The sequence below is a fragment of the Phocaeicola barnesiae DSM 18169 = JCM 13652 genome (assembly GCF_000374585.1).
GTDB classification, from domain to species: domain Bacteria; phylum Bacteroidota; class Bacteroidia; order Bacteroidales; family Bacteroidaceae; genus Phocaeicola; species Phocaeicola barnesiae.
On the sequence record NZ_KB894652.1, the window covers coordinates 80,186 to 102,552 of the forward strand.

Genomic DNA, 22,367 nt, shown 5'->3' on the forward strand with positions numbered 1-22,367 from the left:
CACCTCCATAATTATTCAGAGCAATACATTGTTATATATAATATGGTGTAAAAACAGAATGCAGACACAAAGAAAAACTCTCCATCAGGAAACGAAGTAAACAATCTTCCCACATTAATATTCTATAATACCCGGAAACATATGTTTCTCCCCACAAAGTAAATTATTGCGAATGAAAAATTTGTTCTCTGACGATAATTACTTACATTTGCCGAAATTTAAATTTGATATTATGAATTGGGTTCAAGATTTATTGACTAATCCTAACTCCATTGCACATATTGTCGCCTTGTATTCCTTTGTCATAGCGGCAGGTGTATTGTTAGGAAAAATCAAGTTCTTCGGCATTTCGCTAGGAGTAACTTTTGTCCTGTTCGTAGGAATCCTGGTCGGACATTTCGGCTTCACGGGAAATCCGGCTATTCTTTCTTTCCTACAGGATTTTGGCTTAATTTTATTCGTGTTCTGTATCGGTCTGCAGGTCGGTCCTTCGTTCTTCTCTTCTTTCAAGAAAGGAGGTATCACAATGAATCTGCTCGCAGTAGGTATCGTGGCACTGAATATTACAGTAGCTCTGGTCATGTATTATGCATTGCAGGGACGGGTAGAACTGCCCATGATGGTAGGTATTCTATGTGGAGCAGTAACCAATACCCCGGGACTCGGTGCTGCCAATGAAGCGTTACAGCAGCTTAGCTACCAGGGACCTGAAATTGCGATGGGATATGCCTGCGCCTATCCGTTGGGAGTAATGGGTATCATCCTCTCCCTCATTGTCATCCGGTTTATCTGTCGTGTCAACCTGACTCAGGAATCGGAAGAAATCCAACGCGGCGAGGAAGCCAATCCGCATCTGAAACCGTATACTATTTCATTACGGGTGGAGAATACGGCACTGAATGGAAAAAATCTGTTACAGGTTCAGACATTTCTGGCACGAGATTTCGTATGTACACGCATCATTCAGGAAGGACACATGAACACTCCGAATGCCAACACTGTTTTGCATATAGGCGACCTCATGTTCATTGTATGTGCGGAAGATGACTCGGAAGCCATTATGGCATTCATCGGTCCGAAAGTGGAAGATGTAAATTGGAACGATCCATCCTATCAGGAAAAACCGATGGTTTCACGCCGTATCCTGATTACACAACCCAACATCAACGGAAAGACATTGGGAGAGCTTCATTTTAGCAGCATGTATGGAGTAAATGTAACCCGTGTCAACCGTTCCGGTATGGACTTGTTTGCTGCCCGTCAGTTGACATTACAGGTCGGCGACCGTGTCATGGTGGTCGGTCCGCAGGATGCTATCGAACGTGTAGCTAATTTATTGGGTAACCAGTTGAAACGTCTGGACCATCCGAATATCGTGACTATCTTCATCGGTATCTTATGTGGTATCCTGTTCGGTAGTCTGCCTATTGCTATTCCAGGCATGCCTACCCCGGTAAAATTGGGTTTGGCCGGTGGTCCGCTTATCATCTCCATCTTGATTGGCCGTTTCGGTCATAAAGTCAAACTGGTCACCTATACCACCATGAGTGCCAACCTGATGCTGCGTGAAGTGGGACTGGTATTGTTCCTAGCGAGCGTGGGAATCAAGGCGGGCGAGAACTTTGTCCAGACGGTAGTGGAAGGCGACGGTCTGCTGTATGTAGGCATCGGATTCCTGATTACCTTCACCCCGCTGATCATCATCGGTATGATAGCCCGCTGGCACCACAAGATCAATTACTATACGCTGATGGGATTGATAGCCGGTAGTAACACGGACCCCCCTGCACTGGCATACGCCAACCAGGTTTCCGGCAACGACGCTCCGGCAGTAGGCTATTCTACCGTCTATCCGTTGACGATGTTCCTGCGTATCCTTACGGCACAGCTGCTGATTCTGCTGTTGGCTTAGCGCCCCGGCAGACAGCTTTTCTTCACTGACGGGATTGTCCTTTCACCGGTTGCAGCCCTTTTCTTTCAGAAGGAAGAACAGGACTGACGGTGGAAGGACAATTTTTTTATTACCATACAGAATGTTGGCGGTCCTGACAGAAGTATATCTGCAGCTGATATTTCAAGATGTGAAATCTTAGTATCAAAACGATACCGTAATCGCAGACTCGGAGAATATCTCAAAGAACTCGATTTGACAGAAGGCCGTAGTACTGGTATTCCTACTATTCAGAATGTTTTGGTGAATAATGGTTCACCACGAGCCAATGTAGTTACTGATGAAGAACGAACCTTTTTTAGAATAACAATCCCATGTCATGAAGCAGCTGGCAATATTATTGCTGACATTGCACATAAAGATGGCTCATTAAAAGTTTCCAAACGTGGTTCATTAAAAACTGCACTACAAAGTGCACCAGAAACTGCACTACAAATCATTAAAGAGATTAGGAATAATCCTAATATTACCCTTTCTGAGATAGCAGAAAAAATTGGAGTATCTCGCCGTTGGATAGCCACTAATATTAAACACCTTCAAGACACTGGAGTTGTGAAGAGGATTGGACCTAATAAAGGCGGGCATTGGGAAATTATAGCATAAATCAACCGCTAAAAAGAAACCTAATATGTTCTCAGGACTTCAATTCTCTTTCCGATTTGCCGCCATGAGTAATGGGACTTGTTATTTATGAAAGGTGTGTTTACCCATGACTTACTTGATTAAAGGAAACCGGTAAAAAAGAACACCAATAGGTAACAGCCGTAAAAACACTGCCTGTGGCATAAGCAAAAAAGAAAGGAACAAGGTCGTCAAATTCATTGTTGACGATGTTCCTGCGTATCCTTACGGCACAGCTGCTGATTCTGCTGTTGGCTTAGCGCCCCGGCAGACAGCTTTTCATCACTGACGGGATTGTCCTTTCACCGGTTGCAGCCCTTTTCTTTCAGAAGGAAGAACGAGGTTGACGGTGGAAGGACAATTTTTTGTATCTTTGCCCATAAATTACTCTAACGATTTATGAAAAAGACTCTATCCGATATCCGACTTTCAGATTTTCCTGAAAAGATAAACTTCACTGGACCTTCTGGAGAAAAAATACAGAAATACATGTATGGGCCAAAGTCATCAGATAATCAACTGGCCGTCATTACACATTATTTGCATAATCATGAATTTGCGAAAAGCTTTTCTATTGAACAAGCAAAAAAATTTCTAAAAGAGTATTTATCAATTAAATACCCCCAAACAGATATTTCGGACGAGATATTACGGGAGCCATTACAGGCAGGATTATTCAATGATTTATTCAATATTCCTTTTCCCGACCCAATAAATTACCAATTTACATTTATTGATTTATTTGCTGGAATGGGAGGATTCCGATTAGCAATGCAAAAACAAGGTGGAAAATGCGTTTTTTCATCTGAATGGAATGCATTCGCCCAGAAAACCTATATGGCAAACTTTGGAGAAATGCCTTTTGGAGATATCACTAAAGAAGAAACGAAAAAGTATATTCCAGAACATTTTGACATATTGTGTGCTGGTTTTCCATGTCAACCGTTCTCAATTGCCGGAGTATCAAAGAAGAAAAGCTTAGGAAGAGAAACTGGTTTTCTTGACAAGACACAGGGAACCCTATTCTTTGATGTTGCAGAAATTTTAAGACGTCATAGACCTAAAGCATTTTACCTTGAAAATGTAAAAAACCTTGTTTCTCATGATAAAGGCAATACATTCAAAGTTATTCAATCGACTCTTGAAGAGCTGGAATATTCTATACATTATAAAGTAATGGATGGAAAAGATTATGTGCCTCAACATAGAGAACGTATTATGATTGTCGGTTTTGACAAAAGACGTTACCATGGCAATGAAAAATTCGAATTTCCACAACCCAACAATTCTACAAAAAGAATACGGGATATACTAGAGAATAATCCAGACTACAAATACACACTTTCTGATAAACTCTGGAACTATTTAAAAAATTATGCAGAAAAACATAAAGCAAAAGGTAATGGATTCGGTTTTGGCTTAGTAGACCTTGATGGCATAAGCCGTACTCTAAGTGCTAGATATTACAAAGATGGCTCAGAAATTCTGATACCTCAAGGAGATGAAATAAATCCGCGTCGGTTAACTCCAAGAGAATGTGCAAGACTGATGGGATATCCAGATGAATATATCATTAACCATGTTTCTGATGTCCAGGCATATAGGCAATGTGGAAATTCAGTAGTAGTTCCTCTTATCACAGCTGTTTCAGAACAAATAGTTAAAACCATGTTAAAAGGTTAAGGTTTATGAGTAGCATATTAAATAGTGCCATATCAAAAGTACAAAACGCACAACATGCTTTTTGTCGTTTTATCACAGCAAATGATACAGGAAAGAACGGTTCACACCAAGCTGGGTTCTATATCCCTAAATGTGCAGCTCCCCTTTTATTCGATAAACCAGGAGTCAAAGGAGAAAATAAAGATAAACTTGTTAAAGTAAAATGGCAAGATGATTTTCTAACAGATAGTCGTTTTATCTATTATGGGCAAGGTACTCGAAATGAATACCGTATTACCCGTTTTGGTAAATCTTTTCCATTCTTTGAAGAAGACAATGTAGGAGATTTACTAATTATCGCCCAACAAAGCGATGATTTTTATCAGGGTTTCGTCCTGCAAACTGACCAGGACATTGATGATTTCCTTGCTTTTTTCAACCTTTCTCCTGAAAAGACAAATCAATTGATAGACATCACACAGTCTATTTCCACTGAAGAACGATTGAATACAGAAATACAAAACATAGTTTCATCATACTCGAGTTTTCCAGAGACCAAACAAATGGCTCAGTTGGCAAGAAACTTATACAATCGTATCCATAACATCACCGATACCGAAATTTGCAGTAACCCGGATTTACAAATACTAAAATGGATAGACACAGAATACAGTCTTTTCCGAGGATTCGAGGAAAAAATTTATTCAGCTGTTTATAATAGACCGTTTAAAAACTGCCAAGAACTAATTCAATTTTCAAATGCAATTCTTAATCGCAGAAAATCACGTGCCGGTAAATCATTAGAGCATCATTTAGCAACAATATTCACATCAGCAAGGTTGCAATTTGAAGAACAAGCAATTACTGAGGACAATAAAAAACCTGATTTCTTATTTCCCAGTGGTGAAGCCTATCATAATATACAGTTTCCTACCGATAAACTGATCTTCTTAGGTGCCAAAACAACTTGTAAAGACAGATGGAGACAAGTCTTAAACGAAGCAAACCGCATTGAAACTAAGTATTTGTTCACACTACAACAAGGTATTTCTAAAAACCAATTATCAGAAATGAAGCATGAACATCTAAAACTTGTGGTACCAGCAGCATATAAAACATCTTTTGACAAAGAATTTCAACCAGAGATAGAGACATTGGCTTCATTTATAACAATTGTCAAATCAACACAATGATATTCTTCTAAGTCAGCCTCTGGATCATAGAGCTATCTCCAATAGCGAAAAAAGGTGAAACCTTAATCTATAAGCAATCATACACATCAAAAGATGTATCATCAGAAAAAAAGGACGCACAGACCGTGCGTCCCTACATAAAACAGCAGGAATCTTATACATACAAACACTTCAAGTTCCATAAGAGTCTTCTCATTATCGTTTGTAAATACCCCAATCATTATATATGTAAATCTTTCTCTTTTATACAAGAGATAAAACCATTTCAACAACACGAAGTAATAGTGAATTTGACCAACAACCCAATGAAAATAACCGGTAGCACTTTGGCAGCGTTTCATTGCCTTCAACTTTTTCCTCACCCTCCCTCAAATAAGTCCCAATTTATGGCTAACTTTGCCTCCCGAAAATAAAACGAATAACCAATCAATTCACCTTATATAATAGTATATGATTTCAGTAGATGGCTTGACCGTAGAATTCGGCGGAACCACCCTGTTCAGTGACATTAGTTTCCAAATCAACGAGAAAGACCGTATCGCCCTGATGGGAAAGAACGGTGCCGGCAAATCAACCCTCCTAAAAATCCTGGCCGGCGTGCGCCAGCCTACCCGCGGAAAAGTGACGGCACCGAAAGACTGTGTAATCGCTTACCTGCCCCAGCACCTCATGACCGAGGACGGCAGAACCGTCTTCGAGGAGGCCTCGATGGCTTTCGCACACCTGCGCGAAATGGAGGCGGAAATCGAACGGATGAACAACGAACTGGCTGTCCGGACCGATTACGAAAGCGACTCCTACATGGAACTGATAGAAAAGGTGGCACTCATGAGCGAGAAATTCTATGCCATCGACATGACCCACTTTGAGGAAGACGTGGAGAAGGCCCTGCTGGGATTGGGATTCGAACGCAGCGACTTCGACCGTCCGACCAGCGATTTCAGCGGCGGATGGCGCATGCGCATCGAACTGGCGAAACTCCTGCTCCAGAACCCGGACGTCCTGCTGCTGGACGAGCCGACCAACCACCTGGACATCGAATCCATCCAATGGCTGGAGGATTTCCTCATCAACAGTGCCAAGGCAGTGGTAGTCATCAGCCACGACCGGAAATTTGTAGACAACATCACCACCCGCACCATCGAGGTGACCATGGGACGCATCTACGACTACAAGGTGAACTACTCGCAGTACCTGGTACTCCGGAAAGAACGCCGCGAACAGCAGATGAAACAGTACGAGGAACAGCAGAAGATGATTCAGGAAACCAAGGACTTCATCGAACGCTTCAAGGGTACGTACAGCAAGACGCTCCAGGTGCAGAGCCGTGTGAAGATGCTGGAAAAGCTGGAACTGATAGAGGTAGACGAAGAAGATACATCGGCACTCCGCCTGAAATTCCCGCCTTCGCCACGCAGTGGAAGCTATCCGGTCATTATGGAAGGAGTGGGAAAAACGTATGGAAACCACACCGTATTCCGCAATGCGACTCTAACCATTGAACGAGGAGATAAAGTAGCCTTCGTAGGTAGAAACGGGGAAGGAAAGTCCACACTGGTGAAATGTATCATGAATGAAATTCCATACGACGGTACCTTAACCCTGGGGCACAATGTACAGATAGGTTACTTTGCACAGAACCAGGCTTCACTGCTGGACGAAAACTTGACCGTGTTCCAAACCATTGACGAAGTGGCTAAAGGAGAAATCCGCAATAAAATCCGCGACTTGCTGGGAGCCTTCATGTTCGGAGGCCCAGAGGAATCAATGAAGAAAGTGAAAGTACTTTCGGGTGGAGAACGTACCCGTCTGGCCATGATCAAACTACTGTTGGAACCGGTCAACCTGCTGATTCTGGACGAACCGACCAACCATCTGGACATGAAGACCAAGGATATTCTGAAACAAGCACTGATGGATTTCGACGGCACCCTCATCGTAGTTTCACACGACCGTGACTTCCTGGACGGACTGGTCACCAAGGTTTATGAATTCGGACACCAGCGTGTGAAAGAACACCTGTGTGGCATCTATGAATTCCTGGAAACAAAAAAGATGGAAAGTCTGCAGGAACTTGAGAAGAAGCAATGACAATCTGATTATCAGAATAAATAAACTATTAAAAAACGAACGTTCATCTCAGTCAAAACAAACGTTCGTCTTAATTAAAGTGTCCTCACGTTTGAGTTAAAACGTGAGGACGTATTTTTTATCACATTAATTCAGCCTCGTCCGACCCTGTAAACCTGAATGGTCATCACGATTGCCAATACCACCAAAAGAGTGAAAGCCAATACATTGAATGCTCCGGCCCATTCCATAGGAAGCCCTAAATGACTGTTCCGTTCCGTCCAGCAGGTAGTCGCATTAATCATCGGCAAAACAATATTCAGCCAACGGGCAAAATGACACTTCCAGTAATTCTGTATCACCGTACGCTTCGGGTTCATCCGCACCGGGACATTGACGAACGACGGATTCCGGGAGGCAAAAAAGCCGATTACCCAGAACAAGACGGCAAGTACCATCCACACGGCGTACGAAGGACTTTCCGGTCCGTAGTTTTGACCTTTCTCCCATTCCTGCAGAAACACGAACAGAAGTAACTGCAAGATGACCAATGCCATCCCTGCCATATCCAGTATCCTATCCGACATCCGATAAGGCAATTCACTGCCGCTGCGGTGCAACGAAAAAAACTTTCTCATACATTTTCCTCCTCTTGGCCGGCTTCCGTTTCCGGCTTGTTTCTGGGTTTCTTCGGTTTCTTCAGCCGGCCGCTTTTCTTCAGCGCCTCCGCGATGATCCATTGAAGCTGACCGTTGGTGGAACGGAACTCGTCGGCAGCCCACGCTTCTACGGCATCCATCATTTCGGCGTCTATCCGCAGCACAAAACTCTTTATCACCTCTTTTTTAGCCATCGCATTCCGTTTTACAGTCCGTTTAATGATTCAAGGTACCGGAATTGATAACCGGTTGGGCAGGCTCATCGGCACAGAGTACCACCAGCAGGTTGCTCACCATGGCCGCCTTCTTTTCTTCATCCAGTTCGACAATATCGTCCGAATCCAGACGGTCCAAGGCCATCTTCACCATCGAAACCGCCCCTTCTACAATCTTCTCGCGCGCACTGATGATGGCACTGGCCTGCTGACGGCGCAACATGACGGCCGCAATCTCGGGCGCATACGCCAGGTAATTGATACGGGCTTCGATGACCTCCATGCCGGCCATGGCCAGACGCTCGTTCAGCTTCTGTACCAACTGTTCGTTCACCTCATCGCCACCGTTCCGCAGGGTCAGCTCCTCCTCTCCCCCTTCGTTATTGTCGTAGGCATAGAGTCCGGCCACCTGACGCAAGGCCGCATCGCTCTGTACACGGACGAAATCTTCGAACGCCTTCATCCGGCCGGCCAAGGAAGTACCGACCTCGTTCGGCTTGCTGGCCATGGTCTGCGAATCGATTTCGAACAAGGCCTTGTAGGTATCCTTCAGTTTCCAGACCAGCACCAGGCCTATCAGAATCGGGTTTCCTACCTTATCATTGACTTTTATCGGGTCAACATTCAGGTTACGTGCCCGCAGGGAAAGCTTCTTGGCCGTCATGAACGGATTGATCCAGAACAGTCCGGTCCGTCTGAACGTCCCTTTGTACGTGCCGAAGAAGACCATGGCACGGGCTTCGTTCGGTTCCAACTGGATAATTCCCGGCCACAGAAAGAAAGTAAAGACAATTCCGACAATGCCGATTACGTAAGCGGAAACTCCCAACTCTTCTTTCATAAAGAAAGAAAGAACAAACAAAACAGTCAATAACAGGATAATAAAAATCATCAGAAATCCATTGACAACCATCCCTTTAAATTCAAATTCACGTCCTTCCATAAGCATTTGTTTTGATATTGTTTTAATATCACAAAACTACAGAAAATTTCCATACGGTGTCAATCAGGCAGGTATGTTTGACAGCATAAATCTGTCATTTTGTCTTTCCGGCCGATTCCTGTCCGCAGTTGAAATACGGCAGGTTGATTTATATCAATAAAAGGGCACAAAAGCGAAAAATTATGCTGAAAAACACATTTCGTATGAAAAAAGGCGCTATGTTTGCATCGAAATCAATGAACAACAGGTTCTGAAACAAGAACCGATTTTAAGGATAAAAAGATAACAAGGATTCGAGGCCATCCGGGAGGAGCGCCGAGAAAAAGCAAAAATTAGACTTAGGTATTAATTAAATGAAGAAAGGGTAACAATTATGAAAAAGGTAAAAAGTATTTTCAAGAAGATTTCAAACGCCGATCCGATGATTTGGGGTTACGTGATGCTGAACGACAAGTTGAGCAAGTAACCTGCCAATCGGAAGGCGTTCGAATCCATTCAGATTCGAACATGAGCCGAAAGGCTTTTTAGGTAATAACGAGGCGACCTATAGAGGCCGCCTTTTCTGTTTATATTGCCATCTGACAGCCGAACGGATATTCTGCAAACAGTATGCAAGGGAGGCATTACATTCCTGTTACAATTTACCACAGCCCGCCTCCCTATAGCATTTATTTTTGATTTATATCAATAAAACGAGGGTAAAATTGAAATTCATGCTGTAAAACATATCCAGTATCGAAAAAGTCCGTATATTTGCATCGTCAACAAGAAAGACAAAGACTAGATTCAACAAACTAAAGAGGTTTAAACAAAAGGTATTAAGGTAAACAAGATTGTTCGAGGTCATTCGTGATGAACCACCGAGAACACCCTATAAGTTTTTATTAGGTATTAAAAAAGAAAGGATAACAATTATGAAAAAAGTAAGAAAAATTTTCAACAGAATCGCTAACGCCGATCCAATGATCTGGGGTTACGTCATGCTCAATGACAAACGGAGCAAGTAAGTAAACATGAAACGCACGGAACCGGATATCCTTCGGTGAAGGCGGATCAAGTAAAAAGAATCTGATAAATGCCGAGAGGCTTCTCATACTCTCACAAAGAAAGCGGTTATCCACATAACCGCTTTTTTTATTGCCTGTTTATTCGTATTTTTGCCGGACTTAACCGATTCTTATGGCACAGACTCCCATCGATACCGACAATCCTGAATTTCAGAATGCCCTGAAGCTGATTCAGTACACCCGCCAATCCGTCTTCCTGACGGGAAAGGCAGGAACCGGCAAATCTACCTTTCTGAAGCATGTCTGCCAGGTGACCCGGAAAAAATACGTGGTCCTGGCACCGACCGGAATCGCGGCCATCAACGCCGGAGGGAGTACCCTGCACAGTTTCTTCAAACTGCCGTTTCACCCGCTCTTGCCGAACGACCCCCGCTTTCAGGGCAGCAAACTCTACGACTTCCTGAAATACAGCTCCAACCACCGGAAACTCATCCAGAACCTGGAGCTGGTCATCATCGACGAGATTTCGATGGTACGTGCCGACATCATCGACTTCATCGACAAGATTCTGCGCACCTACTCGCAGAACATGCGTGAGCCTTTCGGCGGGAAACAGGTGCTGCTGGTGGGAGACATCTTCCAACTGGAGCCGGTGGTGAAGAACGAGGAACGCGAAATCCTGAACCGGTTTTATCCGAACCCGTATTTCTTCTCGGCCGCCGTCTTCCAGCAGATGGAACTGGTGGCCATCGAGCTGACCAAGGTCTACCGGCAGACGGACCCGGTGTTCATCGGCATCCTGAACCGCATCCGGACCAACACCGTGCAGCAGCGGGACCTCCTGCTGCTGAATACCCGCTACCAGGCTCCTGTCCGCCCGAACGAAAACGACCTGTACATCACGCTGGCCACCCGGAGAGACACGGTAGACTACATCAACGAGCAGCAACTGGCCAGACTGGAGGAAGAACCGGTGACGCTGAAAGGAGAGATACACGGTGAATTCCCCGAAAACAGCCTGCCGACCCTGATGGAACTGGTGGTGAAACCCGGTGCCCAGATTATCTTCATCAAGAACGACCCCGAAAAACGGTGGGTGAACGGGACCATCGGAACCATTGTGGGCATCACCGACCAGGACACCCTCTATGTACGCACCGAAAACGGGGCGGAATACGAGGTGGAACGCGAAAGCTGGAGCAACGTACGCTACCGGTACAACGAGGAGGAGAAGAAAATAGAAGAGGAAGAGCTGGGCACCTTCACCCAGTACCCCATCCGGCTGGCCTGGGCCATCACGGTACACAAAAGTCAGGGGCTGACCTTCAACCGGGCGGTCATCGACTTTACCGGAGGTGTCTTTGCCGGCGGACAGGCCTACGTCGCCCTGAGCCGCTGCACCTCGCTGGAAGGCATCCAACTGAAACGGGAAATCAGCCGTTCCGATATCTTCGTGCGGCCGGAAATCGTCGCCTTCTCGCAGCGGTTCAACGACAGCCAGGCCGTAGAACGGGCTCTGAAGCAGGCACAGGCCGACGAACAGTACATCGCGGCCGTCAAAGCCTTCGACAAGGCCGACTTCACGGCATTCCTGGACAACTTCTTCAAAGCCATACACAGCCGGTACGACATCGAAAAGCCGCTGATACAACGGTTCATCCGCAAGAAGCTGGGCATCATCCGCAGCCTGAAAGAAGAGAACAGCCGGCTGAAAGAACAACTGAGGGAACAACAGAAGAACCTGGAGAAATACGCCCACGAATATTACCTGATGGGGAACGAGTGTATCCTCAAGGCCCACGACGCGCGGGCTGCCATCGCCAACTTCGACAAGGCCATCGAACTGTACCCCGCCTACACCGACGCCTGGGTACGCAAGGGAGTCACCCTGTTTGACGAAGACCGCATAGACGAGGCCGAAGCCTGCCTGAACGAAGCGGTCCGGCTGCGCCCCACCGAATTCAAGTCCGTCTACAACCGGGGGAAACTGTACCTCTTCAGCAACCGCCTGGAAGAGGCCCTGACAGACCTGGACAAGGCCACCAGCCTGAAGCCGCAGCACGCAGGCGCCCACAGCTACTTTGCCGAGGCGCTGGAAAAGGCGGGCAAAACGGCCGAAGCCGCCATCCACCTGCGGATAGCCAAGGAGCTGAAGAAACGGAAATAAGGAACTGTTTGACCTCGCATTTCGTATCTTTTTTGTATTTTTGCAATTGTCCGGGTCACATCCCGGCCCTAACCCCATGATACAACGCTTATACACCAAGAATAACAACCCCAACGACCTGCAGCGCATCGTAGACATCCTGAACGACGGGGGAATCATCATCTACCCTACCGACACCATGTATGCCATCGGGTGCCACGCGCTGAAGGAACGCCCCATCGAACGCATCTGCAAACTAAAAAATATCGATCCGCGTAAACATAATCTGTCGATTATTTGTTATGACTTAAGCAACATCAGCGAATATGCCCGCGTAAACAACGCGACATTCAAACTGATGAAACGGAACCTGCCCGGTCCGTTCACCTTCATTCTGGCAGCGGACAGCCGCCTGCCTAAAATCTTCCGGAACCGGAAAGAGGTGGGCATACGGGTACCGGACAACAACATCATCCGGGAAATATGTCAGCTATTGGACGCGCCGATTCTGACGACGACACTGCCGCTGGGCGAAAACGAAGACATCGAATACATTACCGACCCGGAGCTGATAGACGAGAAATTCGGCGACCTGGTGGATGTAGTCATCGACGGAGGTATCGGGGGAACCGTTCCGTCTACCGTCATCAACTGTATCGAGGACGAACCGGAAATCATCCGTCAGGGGAAAGGGGTATTGGACGAATAATTCTTTACTTAACTAAATAACTGAATCATTAAATTTATGTTACTGACACTTTTAAACGCAGCACTGCTGAGTGCATCTTCTTCTAAATTCAAGGTTGACTGGAACTCCCTGATTGAACGCATGACCGACTGGTCCATCGAAATCGGGAAAAGTATTCTGGGAGCCATCCTTATCTATATTGTCGGCCGCTTTATCATCAAGCAGATCAACCGGCTGGTATCGAAGGTTCTGGAAAAACGGAAATTTGAAATCAGCGTACAGACCTTCCTGAAAAGCCTGCTGAGCCTGCTGCTGAACCTGATTCTGGCCTTCGCCATCATCGCCAAACTGGGAGTGGAGACCACAAGCTTCGCAGCCATCCTGGCTTCTGCCGGTGTGGCCATCGGTATGGCCCTGTCCGGTAACCTGTCCAACTTTGCCGGCGGACTGATTATCCTGGTGTTCAAGCCTTTCAAGGTAGGCGACTACATTGACGGCCCCAGCAACGCCAGCGGTACGGTGAAGGAAATCCAGATTTTCCACACCATCCTGTCGACCACCGACAACCGCATCATCTACGTACCGAACGGTTCGCTGAGCAGCAATGTCATCGTGAACTACAGCAAACAGGAAACCCGCCGTGCCGAATGGGTGTTCGGCGTGGAATACGGAGAAGACTACGAACGGGTGAAAGCCGTACTGGAACGCATCATCGCCGCCGACGAACGTATCCTTCAGACTCCGGCTCCGTTCATCGGACTGGGTTCGCTTTCTGCCAGCAGCGTAGACGTCAAGGTACGTGTATGGACCAAGAGTAGCGACTACTGGGACGTAGTGTTCGACATGAACCGTGTGGTCTATGAAACCTTCAACAAGGAAGGCATCGGATTCCCGTTCCCGCAGCTCACGGTACATCAGGCCAACGATTAACACCCGCAGGGGGCTTCTTCCCCAAGAAGCCTCCCAACGACGATACCAAAAGAGAGCCGTATCACCCAGGAGATTTTCCTGTGATACGGCTCTCTCGTTTTATCGGACAGCCTGTCCGGAACTCCCGGACGGGTTGCCTTTCTCGTTACTTGCGGTCGGCTTTCAGACGGTCGGCCATTGCCTTGGCCAATTCTTTAGCCTGCGCATAGTTGTCCTGCTTCATGGCCTGCTTCATTTCTACCGGATTGCCCACCAGTTCGAATTTCAGTTTCTCGGCAAATTCACCCAGCTTCTTGACAGCGGCGCTCGCCCAGGTGTAGGAACCGAAGTAACCCATGACACGGTTCTTCATTTCGCGGGCAGCCACCTTGCTCAACAGCGATTCCATTTCAGGGTACAGGTGCATGTTATAGGTCGTACAGCCCACAATCAATGCCTTGTACTTGAAGATGTCTGACAGGATAAAGGAATGGTTGGTCTGCGAAACATTGTACATCACGATGTTCTTGATACCTTCTTTACTCAATTCCTCGGCAATGGTTTCGGCCAGTTCCTCTGTATTGCCGTACATGGTTCCGTAAGCGATGACCACGCCTTCTTCGCCTTCGTAACGGCTCATCTTGTCGTACAGATCAACCACGCGCGGAATCTCTTCTTCCCACACCGGACCGTGAGTCGGACAGATGGTATTGATTTTCAAGCCGCCCAATTTCTGCAAAGCCTTCTGTACCGGATTGCCGAACTTGCCCACGATGTTGGCATAATAGCGGCGCATCTCGTTCCAATAGATATCGGTATTGATGTTGCGGTCGATGCAGCCACCGTTCAAGGCACCGAAACAGCCGAACGCGTCGCCCGAGAAGAGGATACCCTCGGTTTCATCGTAGGTAACCATCGTTTCCGGCCAGTGAACCATCGGAACCAGGTAGAAACGCAGGTTGTGGTGACCCAGCTTCAGGAAATCGCCTTCGCCTACCACATAGCGTTCGCCGGTTACTCCGTAATAGCCTTCCACCATATCGAAAGTCTTCTTGTTGCCTACCAGCACGATTTCCGGATAATACTGCTTGATCAGCGCGATAGAGCCCGAGTGGTCCGGTTCCATGTGATTGATAATCAGATAATCGATTTTACGGTCTCCGATGATGCTACGGATTTTCTTCAGGTAGACTTCGAAGAAACATACATCTACCGTATCTACCAAAGCCACCATTTCATCGTCGGCGATAAGATACGAGTTATACGATACGCCGTAAGGCAACGGCCACAGGTTTTCGAACAATGCTTTGTTGCGATCGTTCACTCCCACATAATGAACTTTACCTCTAATTTCCATTTTTCTATAATTATAAGATATTTACCATCATTTTTTCCAATATTTTCCTTGCCAGGAATCACGTTCGCGCAGGCGTCTGCGCACCTTTTCCGTGAATTCGTGGTTCTTCAACCCCCAGTCGGGCGCTATCAGTAGTTCTTTGGGCGACTGGGAAATGAAACGCTCCAGCACCAGGTCCGGACGGAGATGTTCGATATAATCAATGACCAGCTCGATGTATTCGTCCGCACTGTACAGGTGAAAGTCAGCAGGACACAAGGCGTATTCATGCGCCATCCTCGTCCCCTTTATCAGCTGCAACTGGTGCAGCTTCAAGGTAGTCAACGGCAAGTCGGACAGCCTCTCCGCCTGAAGAATCAGTTCCTCACGTCCTTCTCCCGGGAGGCCGAGAATCACATGTCCCCCTACACAGATTCCCCGCTCTGCCGTACGCCGCACCGCGTCGCAGGTGCAGGCAAAGGTATGTCCGCGGTTAATCCGCTCCAACGTCCGGTCGTCCGTACTCTCAATGCCGTACTCCACCAGGAGGAAAGTACGCCTGTCCAGCGTTTCCAGGTAATCCAGCAAGGCATCCGGCATGCAGTCCGGGCGTGTCCCGATGACCAGTCCGACGACGTCGGGCACCTGCAAGGCCTCCTCGTACATCCGTTTCAGCTTTTCCAGCCCGGCATACGTGTTGGTGTAAGCCTGAAAATAAGCCAGGTATTTCATTTCCGGATATTTCCGGGCAAAGAACGATTTCCCTTCCTCCAGCTGCTGCGACACAGACTTCTCCGTGCGGCAATAGGCCGGATTGAAAGTCTGGTTGTTGCAATAGGTACATCCGCCATATCCTTTCGAACCGTCCCGATTCGGACAGGTAAATCCGGCATTCAGCGAGATTTTCTGCACCTTGTAAGGAAACCGGGCAGCCAGGAATCCCGAAAAATCATTGTAACGCAAACGTTCGTCCATCCGTTTCTTTTTAAAAGCGTTGCAAAGTTACAAAAAAATCACGGAAACGACAACATTCCCAAACGAGTGACGAACAGAAGAAAAACTCCCGTCCGCAAACACCCGGACCCGCGACACGGGGAATCTTGTTTCAAAGCTGTAAACTCTTGCATAATCCTCCTTAAAAACTTCCACAAATTTGTATTTTATTACTATCTTTGCCCAACCTATCTATAAAGAAAAGAACATGCAGACGAGTGACAGCATCGTTATAATTCCGACCTATAACGAAAAAGAAAATATCGAAAACATTATCCGGGCCGTATTCGGACTTGAAAAATGCTTTCACATCCTGATTATCGAGGACAATTCACCGGACGGAACCGCAGACATCGTACGCCGGCTACAGCAGGAGTTTCCGGAACGCCTGTTCATGATTGAACGGAAAGGCAAGTTGGGACTGGGCACAGCCTACATTACCGGATTCAAATGGGCCATCGAACACGGCTACGACTACATCTTCGAGATGGACGCCGACTTCAGCCACAACCCGAACGACCTGCCCCGCCTTTACCACGCCTGCCACGACGAAGGGGCGGATGTGGCCATCGGTTCGCGCTACATCAGCGGAGTAAACGTCGTAAACTGGCCGATGGGACGGGTCCTGATGTCTTATTTCGCTTCGAAATACGTGCGCATCGTCACCGGACTGCCCATCCACGACACGACCGCCGGATTCAAATGCTACCGGCGCAGGGTGCTGGAGACCATCCCGCTGGACAAAATCAAATTCAAAGGCTATGCCTTCCAGATAGAGATGAAGTTCACCGCCTACAAGTGCGGATTCAAGGTCGTGGAAGTGCCCGTCATCTTCATCAACCGCGAACTGGGAACCTCGAAAATGAATTCCAGCATCTTCGGCGAAGCCGTCTTCGGAGTGATGCGGCTGAAATGGGACAGCTGGTTTAAGAAATACCCGCACCCGCAGAACTGAAACATTAACCCTTAACCCCTTCTGATAAACAATTGTCATGAAACGTACCTGGATACACCACGCCCTTATCGTGAACGAAGGCAGCTGCTTTGCCGGTTCCGTAGTCATAGAAAACGAAGTCATCAGCGAAGTGCTTCACGCAGACGAACGCCCTTCCCGCCCTTGCGACGAAGAGATAGACGCCCACGGCTGTTACCTCATTCCAGGTGTCATTGACGACCACGTGCATTTCCGTGACCCGGGCCTGACCCACAAGGCGGACATGGCCACCGAAACAGCCGCTGCCGCAGCCGGAGGCGTGACCTCCTTCATGGACATGCCGAACTGCAACCCCCAGACCACCACGCTGGAAGCCCTGGAACAGAAGTTTGCCGACGCCGCCACCAAATGCATCGTCAACTATTCCTTCTACTTCGGAGCGACCAACAACAATGTCCACCTGCTGAAGGAACTGGACAAGACCCGGGTATGCGGCGTGAAGCTGTTCATGGGAGCCAGCACGGGCAACATGCTGGTAGACCGGATGGAAGCCCTGCGCACCATCTTCTCGGAAGCCGGCATGCTGATAGCCACCCATTGCGAGGACCAGAACACCATCCGCCAGAACACCGAACACTACAAGGCCCTGTACGGGGAAGACCCGGACGTGTGCTACCACCCGCTGATACGCAGCGAAGAGGCCTGCTACCGCTCTTCTTCCCTGGCCGTGCAACTGGCCAAGGAGACAGGTGCCCGCCTGCACATCCTGCACGTGAGCACCGCCCGCGAACTGGCACTCTTTGAAGACAAGCCCATCCACGAAAAGAAGATTACCGCCGAGGCCTGTGTCTCTCACCTGTGCTTCTGCGACGAAGACTACCGTACCCTGGGGACACGCATCAAGTGCAATCCCAGCATCAAGACCCGTCAGGACCGCGACGCCCTGCGTGCAGCCCTGAAGACCGACAGGATAGACGTCATCGGCACGGACCACGCCCCTCACCTGCTGAGCGAGAAGAACGGCGGCGCCCTGAAAGCCGTTTCGGGCATGCCTACCCTCCAGTTCTCGCTGGTAAGCATCCTCGAACTGGTACACGAAGGCGTACTGAGCATCGAACAACTGGTGCAGAAGATGTGTCACGCACCGGCCGAACTCTATCAGATAAAGCACCGCGGCTACATCCGGCCGGGGTATCAGGCCGACCTGGTACTGGTAGACCCGAACCGGACCTGGACCGTCACCCCCGACTGCATCGAAAGCAAATGCGGATGGAGCCCGATGGAGGGAAAGACCTTCCATGCACAGGTGGTACAGACTTTTGTGAACGGAACTTCGGTCTATGCCCACGGAAAGGTAGACAAAGAACACCGCGGACAAGCCTTGACCTTCGAACGCTAAGCCCATGCAGACAGACATTACCGTAACGACATACCAGCTACACGACCTGGCCGAATACATCAACTGGATTTACTTCTTCCATGCCTGGGGATTCCAGCCACGCTTCGCCACGGTTTCGGATATACACGGATGCCCCGCCTGCCAGGAAGGCTGGGTGAGCCGTTTCGACGAAACGGACCGTGCCAAGGCCAGGGAAGCAATCAAACTGTACCGCGACGCCCGGCAACTGCTGAACGAGCTGGACGGCCGCTATCCGGTATACGCCGTCTACCGGCTGATGGAAGCCAATTCCGACGGCGACAACCTGATACTGAACGGAGTACACTTCCCGCTGCTCCGGCAGCAGACACGCGTGCATGCCGAGGCCCCGTTCCTCTGCCTGAGCGACTTCGTACGCCCGCTGTCATCGGGCATCCCCGACACGGTGGGCGGATTCGCCACGACCATCGACGAACGGATGGAAGCGGCATACAGCAACGACGACTATCAACAGCTCCTGGTAAAGACCCTGGGCGAACGCCTGGCCGAGGCCGCTGCCGAGAAGATACACGAAACCGTGCGCAAGGAAGTCTGGAAATACGCCCCCGACGAACAACTGTCCATCCGGCAGCTGCTGAACGAAGAATACCAGGGCATACGTCCTGCCGTAGGCTACCCTTCGCTTCCGGACATCTCGGTGAGCTTCCTGCTGGACGAACTGATAGACATGAAACGGATAGGCATCCGCCTGACAGAAAACGGGATGATGCAACCCCATGCCTCGGTATGCGGGCTGATGTTCGCCCATCCGGCCTCACGCTATTTCGCTGTCGGGAAAATCGATGAAGAACAACTGGCCGACTACGCCCGGCGGAGGAACCTTCCGACAGACACGATAAGAAAATACCTTACCGCCAATTTACAGAACTGATTATGATGATTCTACTACGCGTAACAATTGCTTTTCTGCTCCTGCTCCTGCTGCCGGACTGGTACATCCACCGGGTATACCTGAAAGGCCTGGCCAACTGGCAGAAAAGACTCTACTGGGCCCCCAGCCTCCTGCTGCTGGCGCTCTTAGGCATCTTCGTCACCGCCCAGGAAACCTTTCACGACTACTTCGGGATTTACCTGATCGTGGTACTCTGCATCGCTGTCCCCAAGACGTTCTTCGTGCTGTTCAGCCTGCTGGTACGCGGCATCGGGAAACTGTGCCGGTGCAGCCTGCCCCACGGATGGATAGCCCTCTTCCCCTCGTTGGGTGTGTGCGGATACGTCATCTACGGGGCGGTCTACGGAAAAGAGAATTTCAAGATACACGAAGTGACATTCTGCTCGCCCGACCTGCCCGAAGCCTTCGACGGCTACCGGATTCTGCAGATTTCGGACACCCATTCCGGAAGCTGGAAGGGCAACAGCGAAGGGCTGCAACGGGCCATCAACCTCTGCAACGCCATACAGCCCGACCTGGCCGTGTTTACCGGTGACCTGGTGAACAGCCGCTCGGACGAACTGCCCGAGTTCGCTCCCGTCTTCAGGCAACTGACCGCCAAAGACGGAGTGTACTCCATTCTGGGCAACCACGATTACGGCACCTACGCGCATTGGGACAGCGAACAGGACAGGCTGGCCAACGTGGACAGCCTCATCGCCTACCAGAGACGCATGGGCTGGCAGCTCCTGCTGAACGAACACCGGGTGCTGCACCGGGGCAACGACTCCATCGCCCTGGTGGGTGTGGAGAACTGCGGGAAACCGCCTTTCCCCGACAGGGCGGACCTGCCCAAAGCCCTGCAAGGCACCGAGGGCATGTTCAAGGTACTGCTGAGCCACGACCCCACCCACTGGCGCCGCGAAGTGTTGCCCGACACCGACGTCCAACTGATGCTGGCCGGCCATACCCACGACATGCAGATCAGCCTCCTCGGGTTCTCCGTCTCGCGGTTCATCTACCCCGAACACCGGGGCATGTACCTGGAAAACGGACGGGGACTGTATGTGAACATCGGCCTGGGCTACGTGCTCTTCCCGATGCGGCTGGGAGCATGGCCCGAAATCACGGTACTGACCTTACGGAAATGTAATTAATCCAATAAAATTCCTAACAGTTATGAGAATCTTATACATCATTTACCAAATCTGCATCGGACTGCCCATCTTCCTGGTCCTGACGATCCTGACGGCACTGGTCACCACCCTGGGATGCTGGTTGGGAAACGGCCATTTCTGGGGATACTATCCCGGTAAAATCTGGTCACAGCTGACCTGCATCACGTTCCTGCTGCCCATCAAGGTAGAAGGCAAAGAAAACATCGACGAAAAGACCTCGTACGTCTTTCTGGCCAATCACCAGGGAGCCTTCGACATCTTTCTGATATACGGGTATCTGGGAAGAAACTTCAAATGGATGATGAAGAAGAGTCTGCGGAAAATTCCTTTCGTGGGAAAAGCCTGCGAAATGGCCGGATTCATCTTTGTGGACAAGTCCAGCCCACGCAAAGTATACGAAACCATCAAGAACGCGGAACGTGTCCTGCAGGGAGGTACCTCGATGGTGGTATTCCCGGAAGGGGCCCGTACCTTCAGCGGCCACATGCGGGAGTTCAAGAAAGGAGCTTTCCAGATGGCCGACCAGCTGCAGCTTCCCGTCGTACCGATGACCATAGACGGCTCTTTCGACGTCCTGCCGCGTACCAGCAAGCTGCTGCACTGGCACCGCATGAAGCTGACCATCCACCAACCGATTTACCCCATCGGGAAAGGTCCAGAGAACCAGAAAATGCTGCTGGAAGAATCCTACAAAGCCATTGAATCGGGACTTCCGGAAAAATACAAGGGACAGGTGCCCGTCCAATAAGCGGGCATCCCCGAAAAAGAAACGTCCGTTTCGAGCAGTGGAACCTGCTGGAAACGGACGTTCTTCTATACTACGTTCTCCTTACGGATGATGATTCATCTTCTCCATATTACTCCGGGCCACCGCCACGTATTCCTTGACCAGCGGGTCGTTCATGAACGATTCGGGAGCCTTCGAAACAATCTCCTCCATCATGGGAGTCAGCATCGGATAAGGCATACCGTTGAACAGCATCAGGAATACGCCCGGTCCCAACACGTTATCATAATTCTGCTGGATAAACTCCTTGGCCAGGTTATTCATCTCATCGGCCAGCGCAGCCCGCTTCTTACCGATTTCATTATGTACCGTAGCCAGGTCGTGACCGTCCATAATCATCCGGCTCTCTTCGTGTTCCACATCGTAAGCCCTGTCGTCCAATGAATTCTTCTTCAGGATAAAATCGTTGAAACTGTCATTCAAAGGGGTTCCCTTGATGGTGATGCCGGCATTGTCGATGGAAATGCGGATGTTGCCCGGTTCGATAACCAAGGGCATGATACATTCATCGTCCATATACAACGAAGCGAAAACGGTGGAGTCCACCTCCCCCTTCATCTTGAACAAACCATGGATGACTTCGGCCGAATCAATATTTTCCCAGTGGTCGCCTGCCGGAACTTTGATGAAGAGCATTTTGCCGTCTAGCAAAGACACGGAAGAAATGCCTTCTATCTTATACTTCTTGGAGCAAGAAGCAAAAAGAACTGCGCAGAACAGAAAAAAATAAAGTTTATACATGCAGAAATCCTTCTTATCATTTTAC

General features: G+C 48.9%; 19 protein-coding genes. 13 read left to right on the plus strand and 6 right to left on the minus strand.

What is annotated here, in order from left to right; all coding sequences use genetic code 11:
• The first annotated feature begins 232 nt into the window (after positions 1 to 232).
• The 5 genes from C510_RS0110955 (at position 233) to C510_RS0110980 (ending at position 7,518) form a co-directional block, all read left to right on the plus strand.
• On the plus strand, positions 233 to 1,912 hold the full coding sequence (locus tag C510_RS0110955; RefSeq protein WP_025892651.1) for a putative transporter: 1,680 nt from the start codon (positions 233 to 235) through the stop codon (positions 1,910 to 1,912).
• A 234-nt stretch (positions 1,913 to 2,146) separates the two neighbouring features.
• Complete coding sequence (locus C510_RS16470; protein ID WP_018711388.1) at positions 2,147 to 2,554, plus strand: winged helix-turn-helix transcriptional regulator; 408 nt, start codon at positions 2,147 to 2,149, stop codon at positions 2,552 to 2,554.
• Positions 2,555 to 2,971: 417 nt separating this feature from the next.
• Entirely contained in the window at positions 2,972 to 4,255 is a 1,284-nt protein-coding gene (dcm, locus tag C510_RS0110965) for a DNA (cytosine-5-)-methyltransferase (protein WP_025892649.1), read from the plus strand.
• A 5-nt stretch (positions 4,256 to 4,260) separates the two neighbouring features.
• The gene (locus C510_RS0110970; protein WP_018711390.1) at positions 4,261 to 5,427 is read left to right on the plus strand and encodes a type II restriction endonuclease; all 1,167 of its coding nucleotides are present in this window, start codon (positions 4,261 to 4,263) and stop codon (positions 5,425 to 5,427) included.
• A gap of 450 nt (positions 5,428 to 5,877) precedes the next feature.
• Positions 5,878 to 7,518 (plus strand): ABC-F family ATP-binding cassette domain-containing protein, encoded by a 1,641-nt coding sequence (locus C510_RS0110980; protein ID WP_018711392.1) that lies wholly within the window; start codon positions 5,878 to 5,880, stop codon positions 7,516 to 7,518.
• Positions 7,519 to 7,649: 131 nt separating this feature from the next.
• On the opposite strand, the gene C510_RS0110985 is transcribed toward C510_RS0110980, so the two are convergent.
• From C510_RS0110985 to C510_RS0110995, 3 genes are read right to left on the minus strand one after another with little or no spacing between them, the layout of a single operon-like run.
• A complete protein-coding gene (locus tag C510_RS0110985) occupies positions 7,650 to 8,135 on the minus strand; it encodes a hypothetical protein (protein ID WP_018711393.1) in 486 nt (161 codons plus the stop codon).
• Positions 8,132 to 8,350 carry a type II toxin-antitoxin system antitoxin gene (locus C510_RS0110990; RefSeq protein ID WP_018711394.1) on the minus strand — a complete coding sequence of 73 codons (219 nt, stop codon included), beginning with the start codon at positions 8,348 to 8,350 and terminating at the stop codon, positions 8,132 to 8,134. The genes C510_RS0110985 and C510_RS0110990 overlap by 4 nt, the downstream gene beginning before the upstream one ends.
• Before the next feature lie 22 nt (positions 8,351 to 8,372).
• The gene (locus C510_RS0110995) at positions 8,373 to 9,314 is read right to left on the minus strand and encodes an SPFH domain-containing protein (protein WP_018711395.1); all 942 of its coding nucleotides are present in this window, start codon (positions 9,312 to 9,314) and stop codon (positions 8,373 to 8,375) included.
• A 1,179-nt stretch (positions 9,315 to 10,493) separates the two neighbouring features.
• Between C510_RS0110995 and C510_RS0111010 the strand changes: the two genes are divergently transcribed.
• The 3 genes from C510_RS0111010 (at position 10,494) to C510_RS0111020 (ending at position 14,085) form a co-directional block, all read left to right on the plus strand.
• Positions 10,494 to 12,488 carry an AAA family ATPase gene (locus C510_RS0111010; protein ID WP_018711398.1) on the plus strand — a complete coding sequence of 665 codons (1,995 nt, stop codon included), beginning with the start codon at positions 10,494 to 10,496 and terminating at the stop codon, positions 12,486 to 12,488.
• Positions 12,489 to 12,564: 76 nt separating this feature from the next.
• Positions 12,565 to 13,176, plus strand: a complete 612-nt coding sequence (locus C510_RS0111015) for an L-threonylcarbamoyladenylate synthase (RefSeq protein ID WP_018711399.1) — start codon at positions 12,565 to 12,567, stop codon at positions 13,174 to 13,176.
• Between the two features lie 120 nt (positions 13,177 to 13,296).
• A complete protein-coding gene (locus C510_RS0111020; protein WP_423806142.1) occupies positions 13,297 to 14,085 on the plus strand; it encodes a mechanosensitive ion channel family protein in 789 nt (262 codons plus the stop codon).
• A gap of 145 nt (positions 14,086 to 14,230) precedes the next feature.
• Here the strand turns inward: C510_RS0111020 and C510_RS0111025 are convergent, their stop codons facing one another.
• Both C510_RS0111025 and mnmL read right to left on the minus strand, forming a co-directional pair.
• Positions 14,231 to 15,421: an FprA family A-type flavoprotein gene (locus C510_RS0111025; RefSeq protein ID WP_018711401.1), complete on the minus strand. Its 1,191-nt coding sequence runs from the start codon at positions 15,419 to 15,421 to the stop codon at positions 14,231 to 14,233.
• Positions 15,422 to 15,448: 27 nt separating this feature from the next.
• Entirely contained in the window at positions 15,449 to 16,375 is a 927-nt protein-coding gene (mnmL, locus tag C510_RS0111030) for a tRNA modification radical SAM protein MnmL/YtqA (RefSeq protein WP_018711402.1), read from the minus strand.
• Positions 16,376 to 16,601: 226 nt separating this feature from the next.
• On the opposite strand from mnmL, the gene C510_RS0111035 reads away from it, so the two are divergent.
• The 5 genes from C510_RS0111035 to C510_RS0111055 are packed head-to-tail and all read left to right on the plus strand — an operon-like array spanning position 16,602 to position 21,562.
• Entirely contained in the window at positions 16,602 to 17,348 is a 747-nt protein-coding gene (locus tag C510_RS0111035) for a polyprenol monophosphomannose synthase (protein WP_025892645.1), read from the plus strand.
• A gap of 37 nt (positions 17,349 to 17,385) precedes the next feature.
• Complete coding sequence (locus C510_RS0111040) at positions 17,386 to 18,726, plus strand: dihydroorotase (protein ID WP_018711404.1); 1,341 nt, start codon at positions 17,386 to 17,388, stop codon at positions 18,724 to 18,726.
• Between the two features lie 4 nt (positions 18,727 to 18,730).
• A complete protein-coding gene (locus C510_RS0111045) occupies positions 18,731 to 19,636 on the plus strand; it encodes a vitamin B12 dependent-methionine synthase activation domain-containing protein (RefSeq protein WP_018711405.1) in 906 nt (301 codons plus the stop codon).
• A 5-nt stretch (positions 19,637 to 19,641) separates the two neighbouring features.
• Positions 19,642 to 20,793 (plus strand): metallophosphoesterase, encoded by a 1,152-nt coding sequence (locus tag C510_RS0111050; RefSeq protein WP_025892642.1) that lies wholly within the window; start codon positions 19,642 to 19,644, stop codon positions 20,791 to 20,793.
• Between the two features lie 22 nt (positions 20,794 to 20,815).
• A complete protein-coding gene (locus tag C510_RS0111055) occupies positions 20,816 to 21,562 on the plus strand; it encodes a lysophospholipid acyltransferase family protein (RefSeq protein WP_018711407.1) in 747 nt (248 codons plus the stop codon).
• Positions 21,563 to 21,643: 81 nt separating this feature from the next.
• On the opposite strand, the gene C510_RS0111060 is transcribed toward C510_RS0111055, so the two are convergent.
• A complete protein-coding gene (locus C510_RS0111060; protein ID WP_018711408.1) occupies positions 21,644 to 22,342 on the minus strand; it encodes a DUF4369 domain-containing protein in 699 nt (232 codons plus the stop codon).
• Positions 22,343 to 22,367: the final 25 nt, after the last annotated feature.

What these genes read in the sequence shown, in the direction of transcription:
- C510_RS0111060 (WP_018711408.1), bottom strand. Translation starts at nt 22,342, where the DNA reads ATGTATAAACTTTATTTTTTTCTGTTCTGCGCAGTTCTTTTTGCTTCT.
- C510_RS0110970 (WP_018711390.1), top strand. Translation starts at nt 4,261, where the DNA reads ATGAGTAGCATATTAAATAGTGCCATATCAAAAGTACAAAACGCACAA.
- C510_RS0111045 (WP_018711405.1), top strand. Translation starts at nt 18,731, where the DNA reads ATGCAGACAGACATTACCGTAACGACATACCAGCTACACGACCTGGCC.
- dcm (WP_025892649.1), top strand. Translation starts at nt 2,972, where the DNA reads ATGAAAAAGACTCTATCCGATATCCGACTTTCAGATTTTCCTGAAAAG.
- C510_RS0111055 (WP_018711407.1), top strand. Translation starts at nt 20,816, where the DNA reads ATGAGAATCTTATACATCATTTACCAAATCTGCATCGGACTGCCCATC.
- C510_RS0110980 (WP_018711392.1), top strand. Translation starts at nt 5,878, where the DNA reads ATGATTTCAGTAGATGGCTTGACCGTAGAATTCGGCGGAACCACCCTG.
- C510_RS0111025 (WP_018711401.1), bottom strand. Translation starts at nt 15,421, where the DNA reads ATGGAAATTAGAGGTAAAGTTCATTATGTGGGAGTGAACGATCGCAAC.
- C510_RS0111035 (WP_025892645.1), top strand. Translation starts at nt 16,602, where the DNA reads ATGCAGACGAGTGACAGCATCGTTATAATTCCGACCTATAACGAAAAA.
- mnmL (WP_018711402.1), bottom strand. Translation starts at nt 16,375, where the DNA reads ATGGACGAACGTTTGCGTTACAATGATTTTTCGGGATTCCTGGCTGCC.
- C510_RS0111050 (WP_025892642.1), top strand. Translation starts at nt 19,642, where the DNA reads ATGATTCTACTACGCGTAACAATTGCTTTTCTGCTCCTGCTCCTGCTG.
- C510_RS0110990 (WP_018711394.1), bottom strand. Translation starts at nt 8,350, where the DNA reads ATGGCTAAAAAAGAGGTGATAAAGAGTTTTGTGCTGCGGATAGACGCC.
- C510_RS0111010 (WP_018711398.1), top strand. Translation starts at nt 10,494, where the DNA reads ATGGCACAGACTCCCATCGATACCGACAATCCTGAATTTCAGAATGCC.
- C510_RS0110955 (WP_025892651.1), top strand. Translation starts at nt 233, where the DNA reads ATGAATTGGGTTCAAGATTTATTGACTAATCCTAACTCCATTGCACAT.
- C510_RS0111020 (WP_423806142.1), top strand. Translation starts at nt 13,297, where the DNA reads ATGACCGACTGGTCCATCGAAATCGGGAAAAGTATTCTGGGAGCCATC.
- C510_RS0111040 (WP_018711404.1), top strand. Translation starts at nt 17,386, where the DNA reads ATGAAACGTACCTGGATACACCACGCCCTTATCGTGAACGAAGGCAGC.
- C510_RS0110985 (WP_018711393.1), bottom strand. Translation starts at nt 8,135, where the DNA reads ATGAGAAAGTTTTTTTCGTTGCACCGCAGCGGCAGTGAATTGCCTTAT.
- C510_RS0110995 (WP_018711395.1), bottom strand. Translation starts at nt 9,314, where the DNA reads ATGGAAGGACGTGAATTTGAATTTAAAGGGATGGTTGTCAATGGATTT.
- C510_RS0111015 (WP_018711399.1), top strand. Translation starts at nt 12,565, where the DNA reads ATGATACAACGCTTATACACCAAGAATAACAACCCCAACGACCTGCAG.